The following is a 22,196-nucleotide window of genomic DNA, read 5'->3' on the forward strand; positions in this document are numbered from 1 at the left end:
TCACGCGCGGCCAAACCCACAAATGCCCTAAATGCCGCTAAGCTAGAAGGGATACATAAGAGAAGACGAAAGTGAATTTAGATGTTCATTGATGACCCTGAGGTCACTGCGGCTGAAGCCGTAATCGACAATGGCGCTTTTGGTAAGCGCGTAGTCCGTTTTGAAACCGGACGACTAGCCAAGCAGGCCGCTGGCTCCGCTATGGCTTACCTGGATGGTCAGACCGCCATCCTGTCTGCCACCACTGTTGGCAAGCACCCCAAAGACCAGTTCGACTTCTTCCCCCTCACTGTGGATGTGGAAGAGCGTCAGTACGCCGCCGGCCGCATCCCCGGTTCTTTCTTCCGTCGTGAAGGCCGCGCTGGCACCGAAGCTATCCTGGCTTGCCGTCTGATTGACCGCCCGCTACGCCCCTCCTTCGTTAAGGGCCTGCGTAACGAGGTCCAGGTAGTTGAGACCGTACTGTCTATCGCTCCCGACGACGCCTACGACGTTCTAGCTATTAACGCCGCCTCCATGTCCACCCAGATTGCTGGGCTGCCCTTCGCGGGCCCGGTGGCCGGTACTCGCATCGCCCTGATTGACGGCCAGTGGGTAGCTTTCCCCCGTTACAGCGAGATTGAGCGCGCCACCTTCCAGATGGTTGTGGCCGGTCGTGTGCTGGAAGACGGCGACGTGGCCATCATGATGGTTGAGGCTGGTGCCACCGAGCACGCCTGGAACCTGATCAAGGCTGGCGCTGTGGCCCCCACCGAGGCTGTAGTAGCCGAGGGTCTAGAGGCCGCCAAGCCCTTCATCAAGGTTTTGTGCGAAGCCCAGATGGAGGTGGCTGCCCACGCTTCCAAGCCCACCGCCGAGTTCCCGCTCTACCTGGACTACACCGACGAGCAGTACGACGCCGTCGAGACCGCTGCTAAGGAGGCTGGCCTAGCCCAGGCTCTAAGCACCGAAGGCAAGCAGGCCCGCGACGAGGCCGTGGAAGCTATCCGCGACCAGGTCCTGGCCCAGCTAGCTGAGCGTTTCCCCGAGGAAGACGACGAGAAGGCCCTCAAGGCCGCCTTCAAGTCCGTCACCAAGAAGCTGGTGCGTCACCGCACCCTGACCGAGGGCATCCGTATGGATGGCCGTGGCACCAAGGACATCCGTACCCTGGCTGCCGAGGTTGAGGTACTTCCGCGCGTACACGGCTCGGCCCTGTTCGAGCGTGGTGAAACCCAGATCCTGGGCGTGACCACCTTGAACATGCTGCGCATGGAACAGCAGCTGGACAACCTTTCACCCATCACCGCCAAGCGCTACATGCACCACTACAACTTCCCGCCCTTCTCCACCGGTGAGACCGGGCGTGTGGGTGCCCCCAAGCGTCGCGAAATCGGTCACGGTAACCTGGCCGAGCGCGCCCTGGTGCCGGTGCTGCCTAGCCGTGAAGAGTTCCCCTACGCTATCCGTCAGGTCTCTGAGGCTCTAGGCTCCAACGGCTCCACCTCCATGGGTAGCGTGTGTGCCTCCACCCTGAGCCTGCTGCAGGCCGGTGTGCCGCTGCGCGCCCCTGTTGCCGGTATCGCCATGGGTCTAATGCACGAGGAAATCGACGGCGAAACCAAGTGGGCCACCCTGACCGATATTCTCGGTTCTGAGGACGCCTTCGGCGACATGGACTTCAAGGTTGCCGGTACCGCCGACTTCATCACCGCCCTGCAGCTGGACACCAAGCTTGACGGCCTACCCTCTGAGGTTCTGGCCGGCGCCCTGGGCCAGGCTCGCGATGCCCGCCTGCACATCCTGGGCGTGCTCAACGAAGCTATCTCCACCCCGGACGAGCTCTCTCCCTACGCCCCGCGCGTGCTGACCGTTAACATCCCGGTTGACAAGATCGGTGAGGTTATCGGCCCCAAGGGCAAGATGATCAACCAGATCCAGGAAGACACTGGCGCTGAGCTAACCATTGAGGACGACGGCACCGTCTACATTGGCGCCTCTGACGGCCCCTCCGCTGAGGCCGCCCGTGAAGCCGTGAACGCTATCGCCAACCCCCAGATGCCTGAGGTGGGCGAGCGTTTCGTGGGTACGGTTGTTAAGACCACCACCTTCGGTGCTTTCATCTCCCTGACTCCCGGCAAGGATGGCCTGCTGCACATCAGCCAGATCCGTCGCCTAGTTGGTGGCAAGCGCGTGGAGAACGTTGAGGATGTCCTCAAGGTTGGCGACAAGGTCCAGGTTGAACTGGCCGAGATCGACCCGCGTGGCAAGCTCAGCCTGCACGCCGTGCTGAACGAAGAGCAGCTGGCTGCTGAAGCCGCCAACAACGAGGCTCGCGAGGCTCACCGCGCCGAGCGTGGCGCCCGTGAGGAGGGTGACGCCCCGGTACGTGAGCGTCGTCCCCGCCGTCGTCGCACCCGCACCCTGAGCGAAGAAACTCAGGACTGAACCGCCTGCACCTTGAGCCAAACTCAAGGAGCTTAGGTTTGGGGTCGGAATTTTCCGGCCCCAAACCTGTCTCTAAGTGCTCTAAGCTGCGCGCTACTTACTTTAACGTGAAGTTTAGAAATATTGCCGACTAAGGTGCAGACGGCTATCAACCACTGCCAACACTGTAAGCAGCGCTGCCAGGGGAGCCTGGAAGGGGGCAGTGTCTAAATTAAAAACAAAATTAAACTCCCAAGGTACAAGCCCAGCCAGGGACATTATCATCACTACCGCAATAGGAGCTAAGGCAGCTACATAGCGGTTAGTCCAACTAGCGCTTAATGCAGTTAAAGCGCAAAGAATTAGCAGCAGCCAAGTGCGAAACCAAGTATCTATATTGGCTGGTAAGAGCAGATTCGTTAAACCTATTAAGGCAAGATTTAACGCTAAAAACACGCTGGTGCGTAGCAGCTGTAAACGCAGTACACCACTCTTGCTAGTAAATTCAGCCCAGGGGACGCTTGGGGAAAGCATCATGGTGCTGGCACTAATCGCGACGGCGCCCGCTAGCGTGCCCAACTGCTCTTGGGAGGCAATGGAGGCAGTGGTGTCGGGGTGGACCCGAATTTGCACTTCACTGAGCACAGCTGAAGTTAGCCAAGCAGTAAGGCTAACTAAAATGCCGATAACTGTACTACGATGGCAGCTATTTTTTAATATCGTCAAGTGTGGCTTCACAGGCAAGAATCTTCTGGGCTTTACGGTTCAAAGTGTTCTCAAGGGAAGCATAAGGCACAGAGCTGAGATACTTTTCAGCCCCTAACGCCTCGCTAGTGGCAGAGGGGCGTAGCTGGGCATAGTCAGGCAAACTAGTTTCGCTCACGCCACTACGCTTTAACCACCACAGTGACAATCCTAAATTTAGGTCTTTACCTGCCGACTTATCTGTACAGTTAGCCAGCAGATAGTTGCTGGCAAGCTTGGCAGCTAGAGCATCTCTATCAACTAAAGCCGTATCCATATACTCACCAAAGCCACTTGGTGCATAGATAGCTTTTTGAGGTGCACTAGCTAAAGTAGCTTCAAGGTCAGTTACTGCGCCAACTAGGGTTTTGGGGCGTAAATTAGCAGGCAGCGTACTAATTAACGAAGAGCCATGAGTTAGGTAAGCGTCTAGACCCTGTGCCCCATAGGCGGGGCTACATACCGTAAGTGTGGCGTTAGATTTACAAACTGCACTATCGGCGCCGCTAATAGCTGTGCTGTTTATACCGTAGCTACCGGTTAGGACAGTGATAACTACCAGCAGTGCTAACGCACACCTGCGTAGTAGCCCGCTTGCTTGGAAAACAAAGGCCAGCAGTGTACAGGTGACAGCCGCCCAAAAAAGCAAACGCAGCGTAAGAGTAGCCGTGCTAGTGCGCAGGTACAGCCAAGGCAAGCTATCCCAAAAAGTGAAGGCCAAGCCGAGAGACTGCACCCCATCATAGGCTGAAGTAAGCGCAATCAGCGTATAGGGCAGGCAAGGGGCTATACAGATCGCGGGCACAGCCCCCAAATATCGGGCTAAAGCAAGGCCTAAAGCGGTCATCGCTGCGTAACTTACCAACACATTTAGCAGTGCCATAAGGCAAGGAAGCAATAAGTTTTGGGTATGCACAGAGGTCAGCCAGACATAAATCTGGACTGGAATGAAAATTAGCCAGGTAACGCCAGTGAAGGTTAAGGTTATGGCTGCAAAAAGCTCACGTGCAGGGGCATAGGGCTGGTGGGGGCTTAACCTGATCAAGTCTGGTAGAGGCTGATTTTTGAGGTAGCCACCAGCCCAAGCTGCAAAGGTGGCAGCAAAACACATGGGCAGCAAAGTGGTGCCAAGCAAAACGCCGGTTACGGCCGGATACCAGCCAAGCCACTGAGCACGCGGTTTAAATAATTCCCAGACAAAGTAACTAGATAGCACTGCGCAAACTAAGACAAAAGCTATCCGCTGGCGAGGCAGCAATACTTTAAACATATTACATACCGATCTTGGAGCGAAGGAGCTCTAAAGTTAATGCGTCTTGCTCGCGTAAAGCATCTATTGAAAAAGCAGATTTGATGGTTTTGTCTGCTATAGTCACGCAGCTATTAGCGGCTAAGAAAACATCTTCAAGGATGTGGGTCGATAGGATAATAATGCACTTGCTGCTAAGTGGCGTTAAAGCATTTAGGAAAGCTTGACGCTGCGTAGGGTCAAGTCCCACAGACGGTTCGTCTAGTAGCAACACTTTAGGGTTACCAAGCATAGCTCCGGCCAGAGTGACACGCCTGCGAGTGCCGCCTGAAAGCTGGCGCATAGGGCAAGCTAAAACTTGCTCAACTTCTAGCTGCTGGGTCAGGTTAGTTATAGCGGTTTCGGCTTCGCGGCTAGGAATTTGTTTAAGCCAACAAAGGTAACGCAAGTAATCTATTGCTACTATATTTTTAGCTAGGCTGGCCTGTTGGGGGAGCCAGCCTAAAAGTTTGCGATATTCAGCTAGCTTACTGGCTGAGGTGTGAATAGAGTGACCGCAGTAATTTATCTGCCCAGATTTGGGTTTAAGCAAACTAGCTAGTAGCCGCAAGAGAGTGGTTTTACCCGAACCATTGTCGCCTACTAGTGCGGTTATACCGTTTTCAAATGTGTGGCAGCAATTATTTAAAATCTGCTCACCGCTACGGTAGTGAAAACCAATCTCTTGCAACTCTAGCGTCATTATTTGCCTGTTCTCAGTAACTTGAGCTAAAGGAACGCATGTAATCTGCTTCATCGGCTAGGTTAACACGCTCACTTAGCGTCAATGACGTAAGCGCCCCGGCGTCGTCGTAAATATCGCCAGAGCTTGCCAACCATCCCTGTGATCAGCAGAAACTTGCCTATCGCTGTCAGCGCTAGCCTGCAAAGCAGGTCTGGTTTGCTAGGGTTAGTGTCCCATTAGGTGGACATATCTCACTTATCTGCCAACTATCTATGACCAGGGCCTTTGCATGCGTTAACATGTAACCCGTTAAGCCGCTTGCGCTTACATGCGGTCAATTTTGGCCGAAAAAGTCGAGGGTGGGACGTTTTAGGGGTACGTCTCACCCTCCTTTTTATTTGCCGACGCCGCCCGCTAAGTCCCTATCACCCCCGGCCGCCCACTAACCCTGCCTCCAGCCCTCAGCGCCAGCGCAACCATTTTTAGGCGCGTTTTCAGGGCTAAGTGGCTTGCTTGATATGCTCGCCTAGTGAGTGAATTTCAGTCTTATAGCGAGGTCGAACTGCTTCGCGGCGTCGCCGGCCAAGCAGACACAGAGCTGTTCCTTGACGACGACGGCGCCCACCTGCGTCGCTCAATTTTGCCTGGCGGCGTGCGGGTCATTACCGAGGATGTGCCTGGACTGCGCTCAGCCAGCGTGGGCTACTGGTTCGGGGTGGGTAGCCGCGACGAACGCCCTGGTCAAGAAGGCTCCACTCACTTTTTAGAGCACCTACTGTTTAAAGGTACCGCGCGCCGTAGCGCCGCCGAGATTGCCACCGCTTTTGACATGATTGGCGGCGAATCCAATGCGGCCACGTCAAAAGAACACACCTCCTACTATGCGCGGGTGCAGGCCAGTGACATGCCGGTGGCTCTAGATATTGTCACCGACATGGTTACCAGCTCCCTGCTGGATCCCAAAGAGGTGGAAACTGAGCGTGGCGTGATTGTCTCAGAGCTAGCGGAAGCCGCCGATGACCCTAGCGACCTGGCCCATGAAACCTTCGTTAAATCGGTTTTTGGCCAAGACACTGAGCTGGGTCGGCCGGTAGGCGGCACCGCCCAGGCCGTGGTGGATGTGCCACGCGACGCCGTGTGGGACCACTATCAGCGCAACTATGCTTCCGATACTTTGATTGTGGCCGCAGCTGGGCATGTTAACCATGACCAGATCTGCCAGCAGGTGTCTGAGCAGCTAGCCCAGGTAGGCTGGAATACAGACAGTCAAGCCCTGCCGCGTGCTCGCCGCAGTGAGGCCAGCCAGCTGCAGAAGCTAAAGCCCCAAGACATGTATGTGGAGCGCGAAAGCGAACAAAGCCACGTGTATTTGGGCACCCCCGGCATCGCTATCGGTGATGAGCGGCGCTGGCCCCTTAGTGTGATGACCACGATTTTGGGTGGCGGCATGTCTTCGCGCCTGTTCCAGTCCATCCGTGAGCAGCGCGGACTGGCCTACACCACCTACGCTTTTGACCTTAGCTACGCCGATGCGGGGGCCTTTGGGATCTACGCCGGCTGCGCCAAGGAAAACGTTGACCAGGTGCTGGAACTGATGAGCGCGCAGTGGGAGCGTCTCGCTAGCGACGGGGTCAGCGAACAGGAGCTAGAGCGGGCACGTGGTCAGCTGCGAGGTTCCATGGTGCTGGGGGGAGAGGACTCCCTGGCACGTATGGGGCGTTTAGGCCGGGCTGAGGTGAGTACTGGTCGCCTGCGTTCAATGGCTGAAAACCTGCGTCTACTTGATGCGGTTGACGCCGAGCAGGTGCGGGCAGTGGCGGCCTGGTTGGCTAACGGACCGCGCGCCCAGGTGGTGGTGGGCCAGCGCTGAGCTGGCACTTTTAACTGCCCAATTTGGGGTGCTCACTTTAGGGCACCTAGGTGCGGGGCGCCAGCGTCTAGAGGCTGGCGCCCCAGCATACTTCGCTTACGTCTTGGCCTACGCTCAGTTTGCGTTGAGCTCCGGCCATAGGTGCCAGTCCGGCGCTGGTTAGCAGGCGCACATATGATTCGTCTCCGCGAATAACCCACATGGAAATATTGGCCATCTTGTTTTGTTTGGCCAGGTCGGCGCAGGCGGCGAGGAGGCGTGAGCCGTGTCCGTGGCGCTGGTAGGCGGGGTGTACGGCTAGGGCGGTGATTTCGCCGTCGCCGTCGCTGTCAGGGGCTAGGGCTGCTAGGCCGACGACGGCGCCCGCCTGGGTAGCTACCAGCACGTGGTGGTTGGGGGAGGGTGGGTTAGTGACCGCTTCTTGCCAGCCTGAAGCCAGTACGGCAGGGGTGATCATGGCACTAACGCTCACCGGTAGCTCCTGGCTGCTGCCGGCCTGCAAGGTGGCTAGCATGGCGCCAGCGTGAGCTATGCCCATGGCCTCTAGGTCTTCAACCCTGGCGGGGCGTACAAAACAGTTGCTATCACTAGCCTGAGAAGTCATGGGCCAAAGTGTACTATGGCTGGCACCTTAGACATTGAAAGACCAGTTGCTAAGGTCCCAATGGAAACTTAGCAACTGGTCTTAAAGCTAGCGTGCTTAGCGCTTGAGCTTCTTGGCTGCCTCTTGGGCCTTGGCCGCTGCTTCCTGCGCTTTGGCAGCGGCTTGACCAGCTACCTCCTGTGCCTTGGCGGCAGTCTCCTGGGCCTTTGCGGCGGCCTGGCCAGCTACCTCCTGCGCTTTGGCAGCGGCTTCTTGAGCCTTTACGGCCGCCTGAGCAGCTGCCTCTTGGGCTTTAGAGGCGGTGTCCTGGGCGCGCACGGCGGCCTGACCGGCGGCTTCTTGGGCTTTGGTGGCCGCCTGACCAGCAGATTCGCGGGCGTTTAGTAGCTCTTCACGCAGCACGCGGCGCATAACCTTGCCGATCTGGGAGCGTGGTAGTTCCTGCACAATAGCGATCTGGCGTGGCAGGGCGTAGTGGGCAATGTGCTTCTCAGCCCAGGCACGTACCTCTTCTAAGGTGATGTTGGCGCCGGCCTGGGCCACAATCGCGGCCACTACTGACTCGTTACCGCTTTGCTCGGGCAGACCCACCACGGCGACATCCTCAACCCCCGGCATGGAGCGCACAGCAGCCTCCACCTCGGTGGGGTAAATGTTGAAGCCGCCAGAAATGATCAGTTCTTTACGCCGATCAGTCATGACATAGAAGTCATCAGTGTCGATGCGGGCTAGGTCACCGGTGCGTAGCCAGCCGCCTTCAAGCATCACCTGGGCGGTTTCTTCAGGGTTGTTCAGGTAGCCGGCAAACACCTGGGGCCCGCGCACTGCAATCTCGCCAACCTCACCCCTGGGTACCGGGCGGGAGGGGTCTGGGTCTTCAGGATCAACTAGCAAAATGTCGGTGGAGGGGAAGGGCACACCCAAAGCCCCTGGGCGACGCTCATCGGTGATGGGGTTACCCATGATGATGGGGGAGGTTTCAGTCATGCCATAGCCCTCAATGAGGTAGTGGCCAGTTAGCTCCTCCCAAGCAGTAGCCACTTCCCGGGGCGTGGCTGCAGCGCCACAAAGAGCAATGGAGCAAGAAGTGAAATCAGGCATTACCTGGCCGGGGCGCGGGTTGGCTGCGGCTTTAGCTAGGCGGTCAAAAATAACCGGTACGCCGGGGAAGAAAGTACAGGGCTGACGCTTCCAGGCCTCAATTACTAGCGACACGCTGAACTTTGGTAGCACCACCTGGGTGGCCGCCAAAGCAACTGCACACAGCATGGATAGGGTTAGTCCAAAAGCGTGGAAGTAGGGCAGTACCGAGTAGAACACTTCCTGCCCGTCCTTAACGTGCGGGCCAGCCCAAGCCAACCCCATGGCAGTGTTAGAACCCAGGTTCATGTGGGTTAGCTTTACCGCCTTAGGGGTGCCGGTGGTGCCACCGGTGTGTAGCAGCGTTGCTACATCATTAACGTCAGGTAGGGCAGTATCAGCCGGTAGGGCCGGGCTGGAGGCAACCAGGCGGTCCCAGGAGCCAATCCAGCTAGGTACCGGAGCGCGCATCTCTTCACGCTTAGCGCGTGCAGCCTTAACCGGTAGGCGCAGAGCCGCCTGTAGGTGACGTGGTAACGCCGAGGTCATGTTGACGGCGTAAACGTTGTAATCGCGCAGGTTGATGTCTTTATCTAGCTGAGCTAGAGATTTTTCCCAACCAATAATTAGCTTGCCGCCGTGTAGCTTAAGCTGCTCTTCGATCTGGCTGGAGGGGGCTAGCGGGTTGTGTTCAGCTAGCACCGCACCAATACGCCAGGTGGCGTAAGCCAACACCAAGTGCTGGGGGCAGTTAGGCAAAATAGAGGCCACTACGTCACCCTTGCGTACACCCAGACGTCGTAGCGCCTCAGCGGCGCGCTGCACCTGGGCATGTAGCTGGGCATAGGTGATGTTAGTGCCTAAAAAATCCACCGCGATCCGCTGCGGGAAACGCTTAGCGGTGTCGTCGAGCACAGTACTAAGGGGCTGGGTCGGTAGGGCCACCACTGCGGGAACGCCCGGGGCGTAGTGAGGGCGCTGGTAGTCTGCGGCGCTCAAGGTTCCTCCTAAAGAGTGTGCCAACTGGCTCGATAGGCAACGTAACTTACGGTTGCGTAAGTTACGGTAGCGTATTTTTTCCTTTTTCGCCGCAACTTAGAGAAAAAACGCATCAAGATCGCCTATCGAAAACCAATTTAGCAGCGCCCGGTATCCGCCTATTTCAGGGAAAAACCTAACTCGCCAGTGTGCAAAATATGCAGCTGCTTAGTGGGGCGAGTCATGGCCACATACAAGTCACCGGGAGAAACCTGGCCTATTTGGCCCGGCTGATCAAGCAACACCACATCAAACTCCAGGCCCTTACTGGTCAGCGGGCTCATAACCGCCACGCGGGCCCGCAGCAAATCCCCCTCAGGGCAAAACATTTGCTCGGCTAAATACTCATCTTCACCCAGCAATGCCTCAAGGTGGGCAGGGTCATTAGAAATCACCACAATAGTGCCCTGATCCTTCCCCAGCTGCTCATCAAGCTGGCTACATTTAGCGGCCACAACCTCACGCCAACGCTGGGCGTAAAGCTGCGGTGTAACCGCCTCAACTACCAGGGCATCATCTAAGTCACGCACCGAAGTAACCGGGTAAGGCACCTGCAAACCATAGCTGGCCACAGCCGCCTCAGCTGCCTTCATAATGGTCTTAGGGGTGCGGTAACACACGGTTAGTACCTCCTGGCGCATAGGGGTGCCACTAGCCCCCTTAGCAGCCTGAATATCAGCAGCTTCATCTGCACGCACCCCCAGGGGAGTAAGCACCTGACGCCAAGAACGCGGCGGCGTCGTGCCAGAGAACTGGGCCAAATCCCCAACCACCGTAAACGAACGCAGCGGGCAGCGCCTGGCTAAAGCTCGCCAAGCCATCGCCCCCAGCTCCTGGGCCTCATCAACCACCACATGGCCATAGGTCCAGGTCCGATCCGCCCGGGCGCGCTCAGCCAGTGGCGCAATAGCCCCGCCGCCACTGTAGCGGTCAACCAAAGTCTGGGCGCTAACCATGCCTCCACCTAGGCCCTGGGAAGCAATAGCCTGCTGGGCATACTCCAACTCACGAGCCCGCTCCGCCTCAGCCTGGCGTGCCTGGCGGGCTGAAACATCATCCATGGGGCCTAGCAGCTCCAACAGCTCATCAAGCAAAGGAATATCGGCCTCACTTAGCGGCGAGCCAGCCGGGCGCAGCAGTAGCTTACGTTGCGCTTTAGTTAGCTGCTTAGCGTGCTTATCTAGCAGCTGCGGGCGCGAAAACAGCTTATCGAGCAAAGCCTGCGCATCGGTAGGCATCCAGCACAGGTTAATTTCCCGGCGCGCATCACGGCTGGTACGAATATCCTCACGGATCCAAGCCCGCGTGTCGGGGTCAGAAGGATCAAGCATCTCCTTCTTAGCCGCATACTGATCAGTTAACCGCTCTAGTAGCCACAACACGAAAGTTTCCCGCGCCTGGTTATGGGGCTTACCCGAGCGGCGCGCCCGCGAACGAGCCTGACGCACATCTTCGGGAGTAAGCTGCAAAACCACCTCATTAACCACAATTGGGCGAGGCTCCTGCGGCACTCGCTGCAAAGCACGCGCCAAAGAATACAAAATGTCTTTAAACACCAGTGAACCTTTAAGGTGCGCCAGCTTGCTAGGCTCACTAACCGTGGCATGGTAGCCCGGGACCAAATCCCCGATCGTCGTCGAAACCACACCCGTTTCACCCAAAGAAGGCAAAACCTGCTCCACATAACGCAAAAACGTCCGTGACGGGCCCACCAACAACACCCCAGAGCGCTCCAAACGCTCCCGCTCGGTGTAGAACAAATAAGCCACCCGGTGCAAAGCCACCGCCGTCTTACCCGTACCCGGGCCGCCCTGAACCACCAAAATTCCCGGCCCATCAGCAGTAACAATCCGATCCTGCTCAGCCTGGATAGTGGCCACAATATCGCCCATACGACCCGCGCGGGCCTCATTAAGCGCCGCCATCAAAGCACCCTCGCCCTGAAGCGTCACGTCACTAGCCGCCGCAGCATCCACCACCAGCAGCTCATCTTCAACCCCGCTAACCGTGCGGCCCCGGGTGGTTATATGACGACGTCGTCGCAGCCCCAAAGGCTCACGCGCGGTAGCCTGATAAAAAGCCCGCGCCGCCGGGGCACGCCAATCCAACAGCACCTCACGGCGCTGATCATCATGCAAACCCACGCGCCCCACATAGTGACGTGAACCGTCACTATTATCCATACGCCCAAAAACCAGTCGGTGCTCCACACCCTCAAGGGTGGCAATCCGATTAGCATAGTGAGCCGCAAACGCGTCACGCTCACCGCGCGCCTGATGCGTGCCCGAAGCACCCCTAGCCTCAGTAGCACTTAAAGTCTTGCGAGCCTGCGCAATTTGGCTATCAAGCTCCCTATAAGCACGGTCAACTACAACCTGCTCATCGGCAATAGCCTGGGCCAACGCACTAGAGACAGACACATCAGACACTACAAACCTCACGCTTTACGCCAGTAAAAATCGAGTATCCATTATTCTTGTTTCAAAGCCACAACGCGAGCAAATCTTGCAACTTGTTCACAGTGAGCACTACGACACCAAACAAATGGAACAAAAGACCAGCTAAACCAGTTAGCCAACAAAGAAACAAAACCAGCAAAAAACTAATAGCGGCCATAAAATCTACAAGCTGCCACACACAAGGGGGAACCATGCAGACGCTATACACCATGAATCTAGAGCGCCACGCCCAGATCCACCCCCGCGTACTACTGCACCAATTCGACGGCGCCATCGACGCCGGTAACGCCGCCAACCTCGCTACCGAGCAGCTACTAACCACCCTGCCTGGCAAGGCAGTGGCCACCTTCAACATCGACGCCCTGATCGACTACCGCTCCCGGCGCCCCACCATCAGCTACGACCACGGCAAATTCCTAGAAGCCACGCACCCCAGTCTGGTCCTAGAACTACTACGCGACGATAACGGCGAAGAATTCCTCTTCCTACACGGCGACGAGCCTGACTACCGCTGGGACGAACTAAGCAACGCCATCATCCACCTGGCCCGCTCCCTAGGCGTAACCACCGCCATGGGAATGGCCGGCATCCCCATGCCCGTGCCGCACACTCGCCCCACCCAGGTATACGAACACGGCCAACACGTACCAGACGACCCAAACCATCCCAAAACCTTCGGCTACATGGAATTTCCTGCAGCCTACGGCAACTACCTAGAACTACGCCTAGGCCAAGCCGGATTCGACTCACGCGGCGTCAGCGCCTCCGTACCCCACTACCTACTACGAGACGACTTCCCTCAAAGCGCCTCAGCCCTGCTGCGCGCAATCGCCAAATCCATCAACCTGGCCCTGCCGGTAGGAGACCTGGAAGCCAACTCCATCACCAACCTAAACGCCATCGAAACCGAAGTCGCCAACCGTCCAGAAGTCGCCGCCCTCGTGCAAGCCCTGGAGAAGCAATACGACAAGTCACTAGACAGCGTCTTATCCCCGCCACCAGATCTAAGTCTGCAAAACGCGGATCTCAATGACACCGACCTGGACACCCTCACCGCCCAGCTCGAAGCCTTCCTCGAATCCAACAACTTGGGCAACGGCCCCAACAACTCGAGAAACGCCACCAGCCAAGGCCCCAACCGCGACCAGCCAGAAACCTAAAACTAGCCAGGAGGCCACTAGCCTCCCAGCCACTGTCTAAACGCGGCCAGCACCACAAACCCAACCCCCGTCCCAAATCCAGGAAATGCCCCAGGCACGGCTAACATCTAATACCGTGAAAAAATCAGCCCCCGCCCAACAGGCCACAAACCAAAAAGACGGGCTAAAAGCCTGGATCGTATTTTTAGGCGGAGGCCTGGCCTACTGCATGGCCATGTGCGCACGCACCTCCTTCGGCGTGGCCGTACCCTGGGCAGACCACCGCTTCGGCCTATCCTCAGCCCAACTAGCCGTATTCATCATGGGCCAGCTAGCCGTCTACGCCGCCGCCCAAATCCCCGTAGGCCTCCTACTAGACCGCTACGGCTCACGCAAAGTACTCACCTGCGGCCTAATCATCGTAGGTCTAGGCCAACTAGCCCTCGCCCAAGCCCACACATTCCCCACCGCGCTCGCGGCTAGGGCTCTGGTGGGGGCCGGCGACGCCACCGCTTTTATTGGTGTGGTGCGGTTTTTGCCGGCCTGGTTTAGTGCTTCCCGGGTGCCGCTACTAACCCAGATAACTAACGTGGGTGGCCAGATTGGGCAGGTAATCAGCGCTTTCCCAGTGGTGTGGTGGCTGCATGATTACGGCTGGTCTACCAGCTTTAACCTGGTGGCTTTGGCGGTGTTTATAGCGGCCGTGGCTACGGCGGTGCTGGTGCGCGATGATCCTTCAGGCACTAAGGCACCGGTGGCGCAAACTGAATCAGTTAGGCGCTCTATGGGGGCGGTGCTGCGTAACCGCGCCACCTGGGTGGGGTGGATGATTCACGCTACGGCAGCTTTTCCTTTTAACGTGATTGCCCTGATGTGGGGTTCAGCCTGGATGCGTCAGGGAATGCATTTAAGCGACACGGTTAGCGCCACCATGCTCAGCCTAGAGGGCTTATTTTTGGTGGCCGCCGGGATTCCGGCTGGAATTATTTCTGGGCGCTGGCCTAGGCGCCGGCTGCAAACCTGCCTGGCTGCCTATGCGATAAGTGTCTTGACCTGGGTGGTGGGGCTGGCTTTGTCGCCTTCAGCGGCGGCAGCGTTAATTGTGATTATTGGGGCTGCTATTGGTTCATGTGTGGGCGCTTTGGGTTTTGATATTGTGCGTGAATATACCCAGCGTTCACGTTGGGGCGTGGCTATTGGTACGGTTAATACCGGTGGTTTTGTTTCCTCAATTATTGCTGTTGAGCTGGTGGGATTAATTCTTGACCTGCGTGGGGGAGCGCGCACTGGTAGCGATTTTATCGTTGCTTTTGGCGCTATGGGCGTTATCATTGCACTACTGGTAGTAGGTTTGCTGATTGTTTCACGCCGTCTGCATCCCCAGGTAGTTATTCCTCAAGAAAGCTGAAATGCTCATGAGTAAGCTGCTTAAAAAAAACCGGTACTTAGCGTTGTAGCTAGTGCTTTGGGTTTAGTGTTGCTGTGTGCCTGCGCTGGCACAAAAACTGTAACGCCCTCTGGTGCGGTTAGCGCTAGTGTTACGGCTAGCGCAGCGGCCGCCGCAAGCTCCACTGCCACTACGCTGCCGTCTGCCGATCTGCGCCGCGACTACACTAAGGCCGAGGAGGCTGCAGTTTTTAACTGGTGTGTAAAACATGCCAGTGAGGCAAAAACGTTTACCCTCAGCCAGGTGCCCAAGTTAAACAACCAACCCTTTTGGGTTTGCTTCATTCTCAAAGACGGCACTGGGACTGTAGAAGCGCAACTGCCCAGCACCAGGGAAGTAAACACTTACGCCACTGATGGGGTAATCCCATTAGGATGCAGCAAACAAACTGCTACTGATCAGGGGAGAAAGGTCTTTCTCATCTCGAACGGCCAAATTTGGCAGGGCCGCGCCGATCTAGTGTGCAGCCCGGATATGGCCGCTTATCCCACCCCGGTAAGCACCTGGTAGCTTAGCTGGTTCTAACTACGACGGCGCCGCCAACTAGTACTGCCTGGTACTGTTTGGTGGCGCCGCACGTTTTTGGCTGGCTAGTTGTAGCGCGAGAGGGCGCCGTCACTGTGGCGGTAAAGCTGGGCTGGTAGCGGCAATTTACGTACCGCACGGGAAAGACAGTCAAAATCTTCAGCGCTAAAACCAGTTTTGCGCGCCACCAACACCAAATTGCCACGACGCTTGCCACGCGCCACGGCGGCGTCGCTAATAACCAAAAAATCACTTATCTGGGCTAAAGCCGCAAACTGCGCCTGCACTTGGCTAGTTGGGGCGGAGGCAGCATTAATTAAAAACAGCCCCTCGCTCTTAAGTGCATTCATGCACGAGTGCATAAATTCCGGTGTGCAGACACTGTCAGGTACCGTGCCGGCGCTAAAAATATCGCGCACAACCACATCCCAAAACTCAGCTTTTAAGCTGGGAGCAGCCACTACGGCGTCGTCAATGCGAATACGCAGACGCGGCGAACGTGGCAAATCAAACCACTGACGCACATAAGCGGCTAATTTAGCGTCAATTTCTACCGCCAACTGCGCAGAACCCGGGTGGGTTGCGTCCCAAGCGCGCGCTAAAGCACAAGCCGCCCCACCTAAATGCGCTGCATTTAAAGGTAGATCTTCACCTAGCAATACTTTTACAGCCGCATCCATATGCTGGTGATATTCAAAATCCAAATACGCTGGATCAGCCAAATCAATAAATGATGACTCAGTTTCATCCAAATACAGCAAAATACCCTGATCGCGAGCCTCTAAGCGGGCGCTGGCAAAAGAAGTAGCTACCGGCTCGGTAGGCAAACTAGACAGTGACAAGCTATCGCCAGTTTTGGCGGCAGGCTTAGATCGGCGGCGTTTACTCACCCACACAAGTTACCCTGTAGGCGTGTCCAAAGCACCGCGTAGTGACCAAGCCCGCCGCTTTTGGGGTGACGATGATAGCGCCACCCCGATTTTGCACGTGGACATGGACGCATTCTTCGCCGCCGTAGAGCTACGCGAAAATCCCTCCCTGCGCGGCAAGCCAGTAATTGTGGGCGGATCTAACGGCAGGGGAGTGGTGTGCGCGGCCACCTACGAGGCTCGCAGCTACGGCGTACATTCCGCCATGCCGGTAGGCCAAGCGCTGCGCCGCTGCCCCCAGGCCATTGTGCTGCCGGTACGTCACCAGCTCTATAGTCAGGTATCCAAGCAGGTAATGGGTATTTTGGGGGCGATTACCCCGCAGCTAGAGCAGTTAAGCATTGATGAGGCCTTTTTAGACGTTTCTGGCTCTAGACGCCGTCTAGGGAGTCCCAGCCAAATTGCTGCTAACCTGCGCCAGCAAATTTCCCAGCAGCTGGGGGTCACCGCCTCAGTAGGTATCGGCGCCAACAAACTAATCGCCAAACTGGCTTCCGCCCACGCCAAACCTGACGGGATGCTGCTTGTGCCCGCCAGTGCCACCCAAGAATTTTTGGACCTACTGCCGGTAGGAGCCATGTGGGGAGTAGGGGACAAAAGCGAGCGCAAACTACATGAGTGGGGTATCGACTCGGTAGTGGATCTGCGCCGCACCCCGCGCGCCCAGCTTGAGCGCATCCTGGGTAAAGCCGCCGCCTGGCACCTATATAACCTCAGTCGCGGCATTGATAACCGCCCGGTTAGCCCGGTGCGTGAAGAAAAATCCATCAGCACCGAAACCACTTTTGATACCTATATTCACGATCGCGCCCAAGCTAGGCAGGTACTGCTGGATCAGTGTCACCAGTGCGCTATCCGCCTGCGCAAACACGGCTGGCAGGCGCGGGTAGTGGGAATAAAGGTGCGTGACGGCAATTTCAAGACTCTCACCCGCTCGCGTACCCTAGCTGAGCCTACAGATACAGCCCGTTATTTATGGGAGCAGGTTTCTGAGCTGTTTGCGGCGCTGCCGATGCCGCCCCAGGGGATCCGGCTGCTAGGGGTGCGCACTGAGTCTTTGGTGCGTGCCGACGGCGCCGTGCAGCTCAGCTTCGACAGTGACGAGCGCAGCGCTAAAACTGAAAAAGCTGCCGACGCGATCCGTGAACGCTGGGGGGCAGGCCTCATTGGCCCAGCTGCGCTGCTGGGGACGCCCAAACGCGACTAGTGCATAAAACTACTAGTACATAAGCTGCGCGCGTATAACTGGCACGGGCGTAGTTAAGCCGCTAAGCGCGAGTAAGCTGTGGGTTTAGGTTCCAGTTTTTAGCCGTCCCTGCACACTAAGGTGACAGCGAGACTTAAGCCGGCCTAGAGTTTGGGTAAATAGAGAGGGTGAACAAACATGGCACTATCAGAACGGGAAAAGGAAGTCCTGCGTGACCTTGAAGCGCAGCTGGGTAGCACGGATCCGGACCTGGCTGCCTCTATGTCTGACGCCATGGATGAGCGCTCTGAACTTGGCTGGCGGCCTTCGCCGCGCCACGTTGGCATGGGTGTTTTTGCGGTTATCGTCGCTTTTACAGGCATGATCGCCTGCGTGGCCTTCTTCCACTCAGTGTGGTCGGTACTAGGGGCCTTGATTTGCTTTGGCCTGGCCGTATGGGGCGTGGTGATCGCACTAACCAACGCCAACACCCTAAGTAAGGGTGGCACTAAGGCTGCCAAGGCTAAGAAATCTAGCTTCATGGCTCGCCAAGAGGAGCGCTGGGACAAGCGCAACTCCTGAGCTCCCATAGCCCATCTGGGCGCCCAGGTCTAGCACCAAATTTTCCCTCCACAACGCACCCCGACCAGGTCGGGGTGCGTTTTTGTTGAAGACGCACAAAGCAGTTTTTAGCTTTTGTATGTTTTGCACAACTTAGCTCAAAGTTACAACCGTGTAATTTACCAAAATGTAGTAATTGGTGGGGGGAAGTGGGGTATTGTGGAGGGGTCAAATAGTGCGGCGGAGGGAGCGTCCATGTTCATGGGCTCTTACTCCCCGAGGCTAGATGACAAAGGACGCTTAATCCTGCCAGCTAAGTTCCGTGAGGAGCTGAGCGATGGGCTAGTTCTTACGCGCGGCCAAGAGCGTTGTCTCTACGCCTTCCCTATGCGTGAGTTCGAGCGCATGTACGCCCAGCTACAAGCGGCACCTATCTCTCAGAAACGAGCTCGCGACTACATGCGTGTCATGCTCTCCGGAGCTGACCAGCAAACTCCTGACAAGCAGGGGCGTATAACAATCGCGCCGCCCCTGCGGGCTTATGCCTCACTGAGTCGGGAGCTAGCGGTCAACGGTGTTGGTTCGCGACTGGAAATCTGGGATGCGGCAACTTGGGATGCTTACCTAGCGGAACAAGAAAGCGTCTTCGCCTCCACTGCGGAAGAGATCATCCCAGGTTTCTTCTAACCCTGTTGCTTGAGGCCTGAGCCTGAACGCTCCGAGTTCACTTCCCCGATCTCGGATCGACGGGCGCAGACCTGAGGCCGCAGAATTCCCCGTTCCCTTCGTACTGTGCCCGACTTATACCCTCAGATAGGACAGCTATGGAACACATTGGTGTTTTACATACACCGGTCCTACTTGAGCGCTGTCTAGATCTGCTTGCAGGAGCCTTCACCAGCCAAAACCCGGTGATGATTGACTGCACTTTGGGTATGGGTGGGCACAGCGAAGGGGCCTTGGAGCGGTTTGAAAACTTAACCGTAATAGGTATCGATCGTGACCCGCAGGCCATTGCTTTGGCTAGCGAGCGCTTAAAGCGTTTCGGAAGTCGTTTTCAGGCAGTGCACACCACTTATGACCACATTGATGAGGTAGCTCGTCTTTATGGTCACGGTGGTTACGTCGACGGCGTGCTAATGGATCTGGGCGTGTCTTCCCTTCAGCTAGATGAAGTTGAGCGCGGCTTTTCCTATGCCCACGACGCAGCCTTGGACATGCGCATGGATCAAAGCAGCGGGGTTAGCGCCCAGCAGCTGCTTGATACCGCTAGTGTCCAGGAGCTGACCCGCTACTTGCGTGAATACGGCGAGGAACGGTTTGCCAGCAAAATCGCCAGCGCCATTGTGCGCCGTCGTGAAGCTGGCAAGCGCGTAACTTCTACCGGTGAACTAGTTCAACTGGTGCGTGACGCATTACCAGCAGCAGCTAAACGTACAGGAGGTAACCCTGCTAAGCGTACTTTCCAAGCTTTGCGTATAGCCGTTAATAACGAGCTTGAAGTCCTTTCCAGCGCAATCGTTAGCGCAGTTGATGTACTGCGTGTGGACGGGCGGATTGTGGTTGAGTCTTACCAATCACTAGAAGACCGCATTGTTAAGCAAACATTCACAAAGGCTGCTTCCCTTGCAGCTCCCGTGGATATGCCTGTAGTGCCCGACGACGCTCTGCCCGTCGTCGAGTTACTTACCCGTGGCGCCGAACGCGCAGACGCTAAAGAACTGGAGCACAATTCCCGCTCCGCTTCAGTTCGCTTGCGTGCTGCTCGTAAATTGCGTCAAGTTCCCATCTCCCAACACATCTCCCTCAACACAAAGCAAAGGAAACACCGGTGAGTAGTTCAGCTGCCCTCAAAACTGAGCCTGTAAAGGCTAAGCGTGCTGCCTCCCGTGCCAGTGAAGCAGCGCCCTCGCAACAGCCAAAACTGTCCGTAGTAGCTGGGATCGCCCCAGCTCAGCGTCGTCACCTGGGAGTAATCATGATGGTTATTCTCGGTTTAGTTATCGCCATTGGTGGTCCGCTACTGGTTAGCGCCCGCACCACCTTTGAAGCGATTGAAACCTCGCGGCTAACCCAGGAACTGGAAGTAGCCCGCGATCACACCACCACCTTGCGTCAGGAACTGGAAAAGGCTGAGTCTCCCGTAGTCATTGAACAGCGGGCCCGCTCCTTGGGTATGGTTCCGGCAGGTTCCTCCGGCGTAGTCCAGCTCGATAAGGGTCTTGTCAGCGGCGGCAGTACTTCAGATAGCGCTAAGTGACGCTAGCCGCCAGTTACACTGTTTCCTATGCCTAGCCTTGGTAAAGAGTTTGATCGCCGTCAAGTACTAAAGTTCATTGGCGGCGGTTGCGCTACTTTAATCGCTGCGCGACTAGTACAACTACAGGTGTTAGAAGCCAAAGCCCTTAGCGAAGAGGGCGCCAGCGCTTACACCAAAGTAATTGAAAAACTAGCTCAGCGCGGACAGATCAAGGACCGTAAAGGACAGATACTGGCTGGCTCAACCATTACCTACGACGTCGGCGTAAACCAGATCAAACTGGGTAGTTACGTCCACACCTCACCATTTAAAAATGCCGATGGCTCCACTACATACAAAGTGGTGGGCTACGGACCGGCTGAAGTTGCCAAGCAGCTGGCGCCGATTTTGCAAATGGATCGCCACGAATTAGGTGGACAGCTCATCGGTGACTCCACCTATAAGATCCTGGCCAAGGACATCACTCCTGACGAGTGGCGTTCAATCAAAGTGCTAGGGATCCCTGGTGTTGAGCCTGACTCCCATGTGCGCCGCACCTACCCCTCAGGGGCAGTGGCAGGCAACATTTTGGGCTACGTAATTGAGCAGGCTTTCTACACCTTCCAAGACGAATCCGGAAAAATGGTTGAGGTTAACCAAGATGACCTTACCGAAGCTCAGGCAAGCGCCATCAACTCCGGCACCCTATATGCCACGCGTGAGCTGCGTAACGTAGGCCAAGCCGGGCTGGAACTTAGCCGCAATAAAATCCTTACCGGCACCCGTGGGCTTGAACGTGTAGAAATTTCTATCAACTCAGACGTACTGCCAAACGGGGTTATTGAGGACAAGCCAGCCCGGCGTGGCCAAAACATCACCACTACCATTGACCGTGACCTGCAAATGCTGGCCCAAAAAGCGCTAGATGAGCATGTTAAAAAGATGGGTGCGCGCTGGGGCTCAGTGGTAGTTATGGATCCAGCTAGCGGTGACGTGTTGGTGCTAGCTGACTCTAACTCTGTGGATCCCTCCCAGCCATCTAAAACCCCTGAAGCTAACCGCCGTTCACGCACCGTAGAAGCTGTCTTTGACCCCGGTAGCGTAGGCAAGGTGGTTACCTTTGCCGCCGCGCTAGACCAGGGCAAAATCACTCCCGAGCGCAGCTGGGTGGTGCCCGATGCTTGGACTAGCTCCAACGGGCAATCATTTAGCGACTCTCACGAGCACGAAACAAAGTCTTATACCGCCACCCAAATTTTGGCTGAATCATCCAATATCGGCACAATTTTCGTTGGCGACACTATTAGTGATGAAGTTCGTTATAACTACATGCGCAAATTCGGTTGGGGCAGCCTGACCGGTATTGAAATGCCCTCCGAAAGCGCCGGTTTACTGACCTCCTATAGCAAGTGGGATGGGCGTCAGCGCTACACCACTATGTTTGGTCAAGGTGTCTCTACCACTGCCTTGCAGGCCGTATCCACCCTGGCCACAGTGGCTAACAAGGGCGTGCGCGTACCCCCCAGGCTAATCAAGCAGTACACCGACTACACCGGTAAAGTCACCAAACCACAGGCTCCCACACCCACCAGGGTAATTAGTGAGGCTAGCGCGGCTACGCTAGAAAAAATGCTGGTCGCCGTCACCCAAAAGGGCGGTACTGCTGAAAGCGCTGCCATTAACGGCTATCAGGTGGCAGGTAAAACCGGTACCTCAGAAATTATTGGGGGAGAAGCCAGTGGTGGCACGGTGGCTTCTTTTGTGGGTTTCCTACCGGCCGGACTTTCTAAAGGTAAGCCGGCTGTGGCCGTGTCGGTGGTTATTTATGACCCGCAAGCCGCTATCTATGGCGGTGATGTAGCCGCGCCGGTATTTAGCCAGGTGGCCACCGCTGCTATGCATAACCTGGGCCTGGCTCCAGATCCGCAGCTGGTAGAGAAGAATCCCACTTCTAACCCGAGCCAAACTCCCAGCTAATAAGCAGGTAAATAAGAGA

General features: G+C 56.5%; 17 protein-coding genes. 10 read left to right on the top strand and 7 right to left on the bottom strand.

The features are described from left to right. Nucleotides 1-81: 81 nt before the first annotated feature. Nucleotides 82-2,427, top strand: a complete 2,346-nt coding sequence (locus tag HMPREF0045_RS01210) for a polyribonucleotide nucleotidyltransferase (protein ID WP_005984732.1) — start codon at nucleotides 82-84, stop codon at nucleotides 2,425-2,427. 114 nt (nucleotides 2,428-2,541) lie between these two features. Here HMPREF0045_RS01210 and HMPREF0045_RS01215 read toward each other — a convergent pair whose 3' ends face one another. The 3 genes from HMPREF0045_RS01215 to HMPREF0045_RS01225 form a co-directional block, all read right to left on the bottom strand. Continuing rightward, nucleotides 2,542-3,051: a hypothetical protein gene (locus HMPREF0045_RS01215; protein WP_005984734.1), complete on the bottom strand. Its 510-nt coding sequence runs from the start codon at nucleotides 3,049-3,051 to the stop codon at nucleotides 2,542-2,544. A gap of 61 nt (nucleotides 3,052-3,112) precedes the next feature. Further along, complete coding sequence (locus tag HMPREF0045_RS01220; RefSeq protein ID WP_155813063.1) at nucleotides 3,113-4,033, bottom strand: hypothetical protein; 921 nt, start codon at nucleotides 4,031-4,033, stop codon at nucleotides 3,113-3,115. Nucleotides 4,034-4,421: 388 nt separating this feature from the next. Next, nucleotides 4,422-5,195, bottom strand: coding sequence for an ATP-binding cassette domain-containing protein (locus tag HMPREF0045_RS01225; RefSeq protein ID WP_081466768.1), 774 nt, complete (start codon nucleotides 5,193-5,195; stop codon nucleotides 4,422-4,424). 457 nt (nucleotides 5,196-5,652) lie between these two features. Here HMPREF0045_RS01225 and HMPREF0045_RS01230 point away from each other — a divergent pair, with 457 nt between their 5' ends. Continuing rightward, nucleotides 5,653-6,993, top strand: a complete 1,341-nt coding sequence (locus tag HMPREF0045_RS01230) for a M16 family metallopeptidase (protein WP_005984741.1) — start codon at nucleotides 5,653-5,655, stop codon at nucleotides 6,991-6,993. A 67-nt stretch (nucleotides 6,994-7,060) separates the two neighbouring features. Here the strand turns inward: HMPREF0045_RS01230 and HMPREF0045_RS01235 are convergent, their stop codons facing one another. The 3 genes from HMPREF0045_RS01235 to HMPREF0045_RS01245 all read right to left on the bottom strand — a co-directional run bounded on the left by HMPREF0045_RS01235 (nucleotide 7,061) and on the right by HMPREF0045_RS01245 (nucleotide 12,144). Continuing rightward, entirely contained in the window at nucleotides 7,061-7,597 is a 537-nt protein-coding gene (locus tag HMPREF0045_RS01235; RefSeq protein WP_005984743.1) for a GNAT family N-acetyltransferase, read from the bottom strand. 96 nt (nucleotides 7,598-7,693) lie between these two features. Then, nucleotides 7,694-9,676 carry an AMP-binding protein gene (locus HMPREF0045_RS01240; protein WP_005984744.1) on the bottom strand — a complete coding sequence of 661 codons (1,983 nt, stop codon included), beginning with the start codon at nucleotides 9,674-9,676 and terminating at the stop codon, nucleotides 7,694-7,696. A gap of 158 nt (nucleotides 9,677-9,834) precedes the next feature. Further along, a complete protein-coding gene (locus HMPREF0045_RS01245) occupies nucleotides 9,835-12,144 on the bottom strand; it encodes a HelD family protein (RefSeq protein ID WP_005984745.1) in 2,310 nt (769 codons plus the stop codon). A 221-nt stretch (nucleotides 12,145-12,365) separates the two neighbouring features. Between HMPREF0045_RS01245 and HMPREF0045_RS01250 the strand changes: the two genes are divergently transcribed. Then, entirely contained in the window at nucleotides 12,366-13,334 is a 969-nt protein-coding gene (locus HMPREF0045_RS01250; RefSeq protein WP_005984746.1) for a PAC2 family protein, read from the top strand. A 115-nt stretch (nucleotides 13,335-13,449) separates the two neighbouring features. Beyond that, nucleotides 13,450-14,721: an MFS transporter gene (locus tag HMPREF0045_RS01255; protein ID WP_040315638.1), complete on the top strand. Its 1,272-nt coding sequence runs from the start codon at nucleotides 13,450-13,452 to the stop codon at nucleotides 14,719-14,721. Nucleotides 14,722-15,350: 629 nt separating this feature from the next. Here the strand turns inward: HMPREF0045_RS01255 and HMPREF0045_RS01265 are convergent. Beyond that, nucleotides 15,351-16,181, bottom strand: coding sequence for a spermidine synthase (locus HMPREF0045_RS01265; RefSeq protein ID WP_005984749.1), 831 nt, complete (start codon nucleotides 16,179-16,181; stop codon nucleotides 15,351-15,353). 16 nt (nucleotides 16,182-16,197) lie between these two features. On the opposite strand from HMPREF0045_RS01265, the gene HMPREF0045_RS01270 reads away from it, so the two are divergent. The 6 genes from HMPREF0045_RS01270 to HMPREF0045_RS01295 all read left to right on the top strand — a co-directional run bounded on the left by HMPREF0045_RS01270 (nucleotide 16,198) and on the right by HMPREF0045_RS01295 (nucleotide 22,177). Next, nucleotides 16,198-17,421, top strand: a complete 1,224-nt coding sequence (locus HMPREF0045_RS01270; protein ID WP_005984750.1) for a DNA polymerase IV — start codon at nucleotides 16,198-16,200, stop codon at nucleotides 17,419-17,421. 177 nt (nucleotides 17,422-17,598) lie between these two features. After that, entirely contained in the window at nucleotides 17,599-17,982 is a 384-nt protein-coding gene (locus HMPREF0045_RS01275; protein ID WP_005984751.1) for a DUF3040 domain-containing protein, read from the top strand. A 234-nt stretch (nucleotides 17,983-18,216) separates the two neighbouring features. Further along, on the top strand, nucleotides 18,217-18,648 hold the full coding sequence (gene mraZ / locus HMPREF0045_RS01280) for a division/cell wall cluster transcriptional repressor MraZ (RefSeq protein WP_005984752.1): 432 nt from the start codon (nucleotides 18,217-18,219) through the stop codon (nucleotides 18,646-18,648). Nucleotides 18,649-18,785: 137 nt separating this feature from the next. Next, a complete protein-coding gene (gene rsmH / locus HMPREF0045_RS01285) occupies nucleotides 18,786-19,796 on the top strand; it encodes a 16S rRNA (cytosine(1402)-N(4))-methyltransferase RsmH (protein ID WP_005984755.1) in 1,011 nt (336 codons plus the stop codon). Then, nucleotides 19,793-20,221 carry a cell division protein FtsL gene (ftsL, locus tag HMPREF0045_RS01290; protein WP_005984758.1) on the top strand — a complete coding sequence of 143 codons (429 nt, stop codon included), beginning with the start codon at nucleotides 19,793-19,795 and terminating at the stop codon, nucleotides 20,219-20,221. The genes rsmH and ftsL overlap by 4 nt, the downstream gene beginning before the upstream one ends. 27 nt (nucleotides 20,222-20,248) lie before the next feature. Further along, nucleotides 20,249-22,177 carry a peptidoglycan D,D-transpeptidase FtsI family protein gene (locus tag HMPREF0045_RS01295; protein WP_005984760.1) on the top strand — a complete coding sequence of 643 codons (1,929 nt, stop codon included), beginning with the start codon at nucleotides 20,249-20,251 and terminating at the stop codon, nucleotides 22,175-22,177. Nucleotides 22,178-22,196: the final 19 nt, after the last annotated feature.

Source organism: Actinomyces graevenitzii C83 (genome assembly GCF_000239695.1).
In the GTDB taxonomy this organism is placed as follows: Bacteria; Actinomycetota; Actinomycetes; order Actinomycetales; family Actinomycetaceae; genus Actinomyces; species Actinomyces graevenitzii.